8 protein-coding genes and 1 pseudogene are annotated in these 8,384 nt (G+C 63.9%); 4 read left to right on the top strand and 5 right to left on the bottom strand.

The genetic code is table 11. From position 1 onward, the window contains the following. Together AC1DSN_RS14585 and gndA are read right to left on the bottom strand one after the other, a co-directional pair. A partial coding sequence (locus tag AC1DSN_RS14585) for a secretin N-terminal domain-containing protein (protein WP_477331321.1) occupies window positions 1-1,105 on the bottom strand: 1,105 nt, incomplete at its 3' end. A gap of 251 nt (window positions 1,106-1,356) precedes the next feature. After that, on the bottom strand, window positions 1,357-2,772 hold the full coding sequence (gene gndA / locus AC1DSN_RS14580) for an NADP-dependent phosphogluconate dehydrogenase (RefSeq protein ID WP_063572469.1): 1,416 nt from the start codon (window positions 2,770-2,772) through the stop codon (window positions 1,357-1,359). A 131-nt stretch (window positions 2,773-2,903) separates the two neighbouring features. On the opposite strand from gndA, the gene AC1DSN_RS14575 reads away from it, so the two are divergent. The 4 genes from AC1DSN_RS14575 to ykgO all read left to right on the top strand — a co-directional run bounded on the left by AC1DSN_RS14575 (window position 2,904) and on the right by ykgO (window position 5,726). After that, window positions 2,904-3,632, top strand: a complete 729-nt coding sequence (locus AC1DSN_RS14575) for a CoA transferase subunit A (protein WP_477298645.1) — start codon at window positions 2,904-2,906, stop codon at window positions 3,630-3,632. 2 nt (window positions 3,633-3,634) lie between these two features. Beyond that, entirely contained in the window at window positions 3,635-4,270 is a 636-nt protein-coding gene (locus tag AC1DSN_RS14570; protein WP_063572471.1) for a CoA transferase subunit B, read from the top strand. A gap of 327 nt (window positions 4,271-4,597) precedes the next feature. Further along, window positions 4,598-5,512: a LysR substrate-binding domain-containing protein gene (locus AC1DSN_RS14565; RefSeq protein WP_477331319.1), complete on the top strand. Its 915-nt coding sequence runs from the start codon at window positions 4,598-4,600 to the stop codon at window positions 5,510-5,512. Window positions 5,513-5,600: 88 nt separating this feature from the next. Continuing rightward, window positions 5,601-5,726: a type B 50S ribosomal protein L36 gene (ykgO, locus tag AC1DSN_RS14560; protein ID WP_029213509.1), complete on the top strand. Its 126-nt coding sequence runs from the start codon at window positions 5,601-5,603 to the stop codon at window positions 5,724-5,726. 173 nt (window positions 5,727-5,899) lie between these two features. Here the strand turns inward: ykgO and AC1DSN_RS14555 are convergent, their stop codons facing one another. From AC1DSN_RS14555 to AC1DSN_RS14545, 3 genes and pseudogenes are all read right to left on the bottom strand, one after another. Continuing rightward, complete coding sequence (locus tag AC1DSN_RS14555; RefSeq protein ID WP_477331317.1) at window positions 5,900-7,672, bottom strand: GGDEF domain-containing protein; 1,773 nt, start codon at window positions 7,670-7,672, stop codon at window positions 5,900-5,902. 34 nt (window positions 7,673-7,706) lie between these two features. Then, on the bottom strand, window positions 7,707-8,012 hold the full coding sequence (locus AC1DSN_RS14550) for a hypothetical protein (RefSeq protein WP_477297936.1): 306 nt from the start codon (window positions 8,010-8,012) through the stop codon (window positions 7,707-7,709). A 178-nt stretch (window positions 8,013-8,190) separates the two neighbouring features. Beyond that, window positions 8,191-8,384 (bottom strand): annotated as a pseudogene (locus AC1DSN_RS14545) (SAM-dependent methyltransferase); the annotation flags it as partial.

Below are 8,384 nucleotides of genomic sequence, written 5' to 3'. Positions count from 1 at the left end.
GGCCCGGGCCCACCTTCCCGCCGCGATCGCCGGAGCGGCCACCGCTGGAGCCGCCACCGTAGATGTCGGAAAGGTAATCGGCCAGATCCGACGCCTGCACGTTGCGCACGTCGTAGACGTAGAGCTGGGCTTCATTGCCGCCGCCGTGGTCGATGCGATCGATCCAGCTGCGCACTTCGTCCAGATAGGCCGGCTGCGGGCTGATCACCACCAGCGAATTGGTCCGCTCGATGGGGATGAAGCGCAACAGGCCGGCCATCGGCGTGTTGCCCTTATCACCGAACAGCTTGTCGAGCATGGGCGTGAGGTCCTTGACCTCCGCGCGCTGCAGGCTGAACACGCCCACGGACATACCGCGCAGCCAGTCCACGTCGAAGGTGGCCACGGTGCGCTGGTAGTTCTCCAGTTCGCTCGGCGTGCCGGCCATCACGATCACGTTGCGCGTGGGATCGGCGAGCAGCACCGCGTCGGCACGTGCGAACGGCTTGATCAGCTTCTGCATCTCCGTGGCGGAAATGAAGTGCAGCGGGAACAGGCGCGCCTGCAGGCCGCCAGCGGGCGCATTGGCGCCGATGCTCGGCACGAGGTTGCCGGCGACGGCGTCCTTGGCGGGCATCACCACGTAGCGGCCGTTACTGTGCACGAGCGCATTGCTTGTCCACGACAGCAGGGTCTCGAGGATCGGCAGGGCCTGCTCGGCCGTGACCGGCTGCGAGGTCGAGAAGGACACGTTGCCCTGCACGCCCGGCACGATCGAATAATTTTCATGCAGCAGGTCGCCGAGGATGGCTTTCACCACCGACTCGACCGGCTGGTTCTCGAAATTGAAGGTCACCGTGCCCGCGCCTTCGGCGACCGGCGTCGGTTTGGCCAGGCCCACGGCCTTGACGAATTCGCCCGTGCCCGTGGTGACTTCCGGCGGCGCCACGCCCGGCGTGGACGGATTGGTGCTGGCGATCGGCACCGACCGCGGTGCGGGTTTCTCGGTGCCGGCCATGGCCTCGCGCTGCAGTGCCCCGTCGTCGCGCGGCTGAGGCAGGGTCGAGCATCCGGCCAGCGCTATCGCGAGCGCCACGGCGCCGGTCAGCTTACGTCTCTGCGTCAAACAACGTACTCCCTCGTTGGTCGCGAGAGAGCCGCCTCACAGGGGGCGGCTCTCTCGATTTCGCCAACTCTAAAGGGAGGGTCCCTCTCAGCGCTAGTTCTTGCGTCTCAAGCCGCGACGCAGGTCCGCCTACAGGGCGGCTGCTGCTCCTTGTAGGAGCCGATTCATCGGCGATAACCCGGTCGCGACAACCTGCCCCGCTGCCGCGGGATCGCCGATGAATCGGCTCCTACACAGGGGGCGGCAGTGGGCTACTCCGCCGCCCATTCCGCGTGGAAGCTGCCCTTTTCGTCCACCCGCTCGAAGGTATGGGCGCCGAAATAGTCGCGCTGGGCCTGGATGAGGTTGGCCGGCAACGTCTCGGACCGATAGCTGTCGTAGTAGGCAATGGCCGCGCTAAAGCCCGGCACCGGCACACCGACCCGCACGGCTTCGGCGACCACTTCGCGCAACGCCGCCTGATAGTTCTGCACGATATCGCGGAAGTAGGCGTCGAGAAGCAGGTTTTTCACGTCGCCACCGTTCTTGTAGGCATCGGTGATCTTCTGCAGGAAGCGCGCACGGATGATGCAGCCGGCGCGGAAGATCTTCGCGATGGCGCCGTAATCCAGCTTCCATTCGTTCTCCTCCGAGGCCGCGCGCAGCTGGGCAAAACCCTGGGCATAGGAGATGAGCTTGCTCATATAGAGGGCGCGACGCACCGATTCCTTGAAAGCCGAGCGATCACCCGAGAACTTCTCCGCCTTCGGCCCCGCCAGCACCTTGCTCGCCGCGACGCGCTCCTCCTTCAGGGACGACAGGCCGCGGGCGAACACCGACTCCGTAATGAGCGTGAGCGGAACGCCCAGGTCGAGCGCGCTCTGGCTGGTCCACTTACCGGTGCCCTTCTGCGCAGCGCGGTCGAGGATCACGTCGATGAGCATCTTGTCGCTCTTGTCGTCCTTCTTGGTGAAGATCTTCGACGTGATCTCGATCAGGAAGCTGTCCAGCTCGCCTTCGTTCCATTCACTGTAGACGTCGGCCAGCTCCTGGTTGTCCAGGCCGAGCACGTGTTTGAGCACGGCGTAGCTCTCGGCGATGAGCTGCATGTCGCCGTATTCGATGCCGTTGTGCACCATTTTCACGTAATGTCCGGCGCCGCCCGGGCCGATATAAGTGACGCAAGGCTCGCCGTCCGGCGCCTTGGCGGCGATCTCGGTGAGGATCGGGGCGACCAGGTCGTAGGCGTCGCGCGGGCCGCCGGGCATGATCGACGGACCCTTCAGCGCACCTTCCTCGCCACCGGACACGCCGGTGCCGATGAAGTGCAAGCCGTCCTTTGCCAGTTCCTCACCACGGCGCACCGTGTCCTTGTAGTAGGTGTTACCGCCGTCGATGAGAATGTCGCCCTTATCCAGCAAGGGGCGCAGCTGTTCGATCACCGCGTCGGTCCCCTTTCCGGCCTGCACCATGAGCAGGATGCGGCGCGGTTTCTCAAGCGAGTCGACGAATTCTTCCAGCGAGTATGTCGGCACGAGCTGCTTGTCCTTGCTCTCGGACATCACCTCGTCGGTCTTTTCCTTACTTCGATTGAAGATGGAAACGGCGTGTCCACGGCTTTCGATATTCCAGGCCAGGTTGCGACCCATCACGGCCATGCCGATCACGCCAATCTTCTGCTTGCTCACGAGAACCTCCAGGTATGTTGCCCAGCACCATGGACCAGCGTGAACCTCCGGCGTACCACGGAACGTGATGGCGCTCGGCTATGATGGCGGGCGAACCGGCGGCGGGACCGCCCGGATGGACTCGACAACGCATGAACCAGGTGAAGTCGCACTCGCGCGACAAACGTGTCGCCAGCGCCCGTGAGGCCCTGGCCGGCCTCGTGGCCGACGGACAGATTATCGCCGTGGGCGGCTTCGGCCTCTGCGGTATTCCCGAGCTTCTCATCGAGGCCCTTCGCGACTCCGGGGTCACGGGCCTGACTGCCGTGTCCAACAACGCCGGCATCGATGGCGTGGGCCTCGGCCTGCTGCTGGCAACCCGCCAGATCCGCAAGATGGTTTCCTCCTATGTGGGCGAGAACAAGGAGTTCGAACGCCAGTTCCTCGCCGGTGAGCTCGAGGTCGAGTTCACCCCGCAGGGAACGCTTGCCGAGAAGCTGCGCGCCGGCGGCGCGGGCATCCCCGCCTTCTTCACCCGCACCGGTTACGGCACCCAGGTGGCCGAGGGCAAGGAAACCCGCGAGTTCGACGGCAACATGTACGTGATGGAGCGTTCCATCGTGGCCGACGTGGCGCTGGTGAAAGCCTGGAAGGCCGATCCCTCGGGCAACCTCGTCTATCGCAAGACGGCTCGCAACTTCAATCCGATGGCGGCCACGGCCGGTAAGGTCTGCATCGCCGAGGTCGAGATCATGGTGGAAGTAGGCGAGCTGGATCCGGACCAGGTTCACACGCCGGGCATCTACGTCGATCGCATCGTGCATAACCCCGCGCCGTCCAAGCGCATCGAACAGCGCACCGTGCGCGCACAGGGAGCCTGACCATGGCCTGGAATCGCGATCAGATGGCGCAGCGCGCCGCCCTGGAACTGAGCAACGGCGATTACGTGAACCTTGGCATCGGTTTGCCGACGCTGGTGGCCAACTTCCTGCCCGACGGCGTGGACGTATGGCTGCAGTCGGAGAACGGCCTGCTAGGCATCGGCCCCTTCCCGACCGAAGAGGAAGTGGACGCCGACCTCATCAACGCCGGCAAACAGACCGTCACCGCCCGGCCCGGCGCGTCGTACTTTTCGAGCGCCGACTCCTTCGCGATGATTCGCGGCGGTCACATCGACATCTCGATCCTCGGCGCTATGCAGGTCACCGGCGAAGGCGACATCGCCAACTGGATGGTGCCCGGCAAGATGGTCAAGGGCATGGGCGGCGCGATGGACCTGGTCGCCGGCGTGAAGCGCGTGGTCGTGGTCATGGAACACACCGCGAAAGACGGCACGCCGAAGATCCTCACCGAATGCACCCTGCCGCTCACAGGCAAAGGCGTGGTCGACCGCATCATCACCGACCTGGCCGTGTTCGACGTCACGCCGGACGGCCTCGCGTTGATCGAGCTGGCTCCCGGTGTCGACGAAGGCCACGTCCGCGCCAGCACCGAGTGCGCCTTCACTTCGAAGCTCTGACTTTGCGGCTCTTGCCTTGTGTGGGAGCCGATTTATCGGCGATTGGGTGCTGGCGACAACGCCGCACCCCGGCCCGCTGCCGCGGGATCGCCGATGAATCGGCTCCCACAATTTTGCAGGCCCAGAAAGAAAGTCGCCCCGCAGAGGACGCCTCGGCATGGGCCTCGGGGGGGGAGGTAGGCCAGATACCGGTGTTTAGCGTCGATGCGGGGCGAGGGACCTACCGACCCAGGGGGAGGGTTGATTGGTAGGTCGACGAGGATCATAGATTTCCTAGGAAATTCTCGCCAATATATCTTTCACCGCTCACTTAGACGAAAATCGACTATGTTCGATCTGCGCCAGCTGCGCTACTTCGTGGAAGTGGCGGAAACCCTCAGTTTCACCCAGGCCGCCCAGCGCCTGCATATTTCGCAGCCACCGCTGTCGCAGCAGATTCTCGCCCTGGAGGCGGATCTCGGCGTGCGCCTGTTCGACCGCAACCGGCGCCGCGTGGCGCTGACCGAGCCGGGACGACTCTTCCTGCTCGAAGCCAAGGCGATCCTGGCGCGGGCGGAGAGCGCGCGAACCGTGGTGACCGAAGCGGCCGCCGGGTTCACCGGCCAGCTGAGGCTGGCATATGCCGTCTCCGTATCATTCCACCGCGCGCTCCCGGAAACCTTGCTGCGCTTCACACAAGCGGCACCCGGCGTCAGCCTGCATCTGGGTGAGATGCTGACGGGCGCCCAGTACGACGCCATTCTCAGCGGACAGATCGACGTCGGCCTGCTTCGGGCCCACCCGGAGGGCGTGGCCAACGCCCGCCAGCTGAACGTCGAGGTGATCGATCACGAGCCGCTGGTTATCGCCCTGCCCACAGGCCATCGGCTCGCCAACCGCGAGTCGCTACGCATGGAGGAGCTCGCGCATGAGCGCTTCGTCGCCCCGCCCCGCGCCCATGCGGCGACCCTGATCGACAGGCTGATGCTGCTGGCGAATAAGGCGAAATTCCGCCCCAACGTTCGCCAGGAAGCGCAGCAGATCCCTTCCCTGCTGCCACTGGTGGCCGCCGGACTGGGCCTGGCACTCGTGCCGGGCTCGCTGCGCGCCGTCCACCTGGACGGCGTGGCCTTCGTGCCGGTGGACGATCCGGAAGCTCACCTGTTGCTTGCTGTAGCCAGTCGCGTGGACAATACGTCTCCCGTGCTCGATAGCTTCCTGCGCACGGTGCGCGAAGCACGTACCGCGCTTGGCCTTGCCTGAAAGGTCAATCTTTCCCGGCGCTTGCGTAACGCCGAGCGGATCGCTACAATTCCGTTTTTCCTTGTCCTTAAAGTTTCAGGAGCTAGCCGTGAAGGTGCTTTCCTCTTTGAAGTCCGCGAAGTCGCGTCACCGTGACTGCAAAGTCGTTCGCCGTCGCGGCAAAGTGTTCGTGATCTGCAAGAGCAACCCCCGTTTCAAGGCTCGTCAGCGCTAATCTTTAGCTGCGACGGGTAAAAAGAAGGCCGCGAAAGCGGCCTTTTTTTATGCCTGATAGTGTGGGAGCCGCTTCAGCGGCGATAGCCAGGTGGCGGTGACCCTGTGGGAGCCGCTTCAGCGGCGATAGCCAGGTGGCGGTGACCCTCATCGCCGGCATAGCCGGCTCCCACACTACCCACGCGCTTCGGCCAGGTAGGGCGAATCCGGAATATCACCGGTGTCGCCCATGAAGACGCAATTGCGCCCTGCCCGCTTCGCCCGATAAAGCGCCGCATCGGCAACCACAAGCAGCCGGTGCAACTCGAAGCCGCATTGCAACGTGGATGAGACACCGAAGCTCGCGGTCACCGCCAGCTCGGGACGCGTCGGCGTAGAGGCTGTCGCCGAGATGGACAACCGCAGCTGTTCAGCACGTGCGCGTGCCTGTGCCGGACTGCAATCGGGCAACAGGACCGCGAACTCCTCACCACCCAGACGACCGAACACATCGCAGGCGTGCAAGGCACGATGGCAGACATCGACCGCACGCTTAAGCACTTCGTCGCCTACGGCATGACCGTAGGTATCGTTGACGTTCTTGAAGTGATCCAGATCGAACAGGATCAGACAGAGCCCACGGTCGGAACGCGCCCCATAGGCAAGCACTCGATCGGCCTGCTCGACGAAGTGTTCCCGATTGCAGATACCTGTCAGGCCGTCACGACGCGCCAGCTTCATGAAACGCATCTGTGAGCGGCGCAGCCAAAGAACCAACCAGACGATGGCCGCAAGGCTGGCAGCGAGAATGACGATATAAAGACGACTGGTTTCGACGTCCTTGCGATCGAGCGCGCCATTCAGACGCAGGATTTCATTCTGCTTGTTGAGTGACTCGACTTCGGCCTTCTTGGCCGCCACCTGCTGGTCGACCAATTGGAACGCCAGTCCGCGGGCTCCGACATCGGTGAGATAAGCCTTGTCCGCCGCCATGTACTGCTCATGGTAAGCGAGCGAGGCCGCAGCGTTTCCGGCCTGCTTCTCCACGCGATAGAGCACTTCGTAGGCTTCGATAACAGCCTCGGTGTACTCACCTTTAACCGAATGCGCGATCGCCGAATTGGCGTAACGGCGCGCTTCCGCCATTTTGCCCAGGCGGAAATAAGCCAGGGCAAGCGTACCGTCCGTTTCCGACGAGAGCGTGGCGTAGTTGAGCTGGCGCATCGCATCGCCATACTGCGTCAGCAAGGCAACCGCATCTTCCGGCCGCCCCTGCGCGAGATAGATCCAGGCCATATCACCACGCATGATCTGCCCGAACAACGTGTCACCGGTAGCCATGCAAACATCGATCGCGCGAGCGAACAGGGGATCGAGCGTGCCGATCTTCTTGGCGTCGCGCTGTGCACGCAACAGATGCTCCGCACCCTTACAGATGCTCTGGCCCGGCGGCGGGTCGTCGATCATCATCCTGGCGTACGCCTCGGCCTGATCGTATTGGCCCGCGGCACTCAGTAGCTGGGATGCCTCGCCCAAGCCCTGAAAACGCGCATTGGAGTCCCTGATGGACGGCATCATGTCCTGAAGCTGGCTGAGGCGAACGAACGCCGCCTGGTAGCGATGCCCTTCGCCCAGGAGATTTACCAGCGTGGCAAGGGCACGGAACCGCAGCAGATTGTTCGGTGCGTTGTCCGCAACGTCGTCAAGAAGGACTCGGGCACCTTCGAAATTGCCAAGGTAGACCGCGCGCCACCCAAGCAGGTAACGAAGCTTCCAGCGCGAGTAGTCGGTGAGCGAGGCGTCGTTGGCGTCCAGCTTCGACAGCATCTCGCTGAAACGCGGGAAGTCCGCAAGCTTGATGGTATCGGCCACCTCGATAGAATCGGCCGCGACAGTCGCACCGTTCTGGGACGAAGGTGCTGCACCGGCCACGAGATCGCTGACGACCAGAAGACCGATCGCCAGCATCCATCGCAGTTGGCGGCATGCCCGCCTCATCGGATCAGAGACGCGTGTGCGACTCGGAAGACAGGGAAAGCTTCTCGTCGCCTTCCTCATCTTCTTCGTCGTCCTGACGATCGTCCTCTTCTTCGCGGTCCTCATCCGGGCCGGGCGGCATCAGCGCTGCAAAAAACACGCCCTGCCCGAGGAGCAAACGAAGGCCACCGGCGTTGCCGGCGTGGATCTCAGCGCTCAGTTCCGGCGCGATACCGGCGGCTTCGAGCTCGGCGGCCATCTGCTCGCCCGATGCGTGACGCAGGGCGGCATCCTGTCCCACGCGAGCCAGAAACTCGACAACGTTCCCCATACCTCATCCCCTGCGCACCGGACTTGCCGGGCTTTAACGGCGTCTCCTCCCCACGAGGTCGCTCGCGCGGCGATGATACCGCCAGACGGCCCGGTCGTGTAAAGCCAGCCAAAGGGACTCGGCCGAAGGGATGAGCCGGTTGGCCCGTCCCTTCGGATGTGAGGTCAGGGAACCACCATTAAGCCGCCTCGGATCGCATCAGCGATTCCAGGCGGCTGCGGATTCCGGCATCGGGGACCATCGCACGGGCGGGAGCCAGCGCCACGGTGTCCGATGTGCTGACGTGCGTCGCCGCAAGGTCGGCCAGGCGGATGCGCCGAATGGACGGCGCCTCGATCGGCAGCGTCGGCACGCTGTAGATGATGACCGGAT

It is taken from the genome of Luteibacter sp. P4_D7_3, assembly GCF_056401735.1.
This window is presented reverse-complemented; position numbering and strand designations above follow the sequence as displayed.

What these genes read in the sequence shown, in the direction of transcription:
- AC1DSN_RS14555 (WP_477331317.1), bottom strand. Translation starts at nt 7,672, where the DNA reads ATGCTGGCGATCGGTCTTCTGGTCGTCAGCGATCTCGTGGCCGGTGCA.
- AC1DSN_RS14570 (WP_063572471.1), top strand. Translation starts at nt 3,635, where the DNA reads ATGGCCTGGAATCGCGATCAGATGGCGCAGCGCGCCGCCCTGGAACTG.
- AC1DSN_RS14575 (WP_477298645.1), top strand. Translation starts at nt 2,904, where the DNA reads ATGAACCAGGTGAAGTCGCACTCGCGCGACAAACGTGTCGCCAGCGCC.
- AC1DSN_RS14565 (WP_477331319.1), top strand. Translation starts at nt 4,598, where the DNA reads ATGTTCGATCTGCGCCAGCTGCGCTACTTCGTGGAAGTGGCGGAAACC.
- AC1DSN_RS14550 (WP_477297936.1), bottom strand. Translation starts at nt 8,012, where the DNA reads ATGGGGAACGTTGTCGAGTTTCTGGCTCGCGTGGGACAGGATGCCGCC.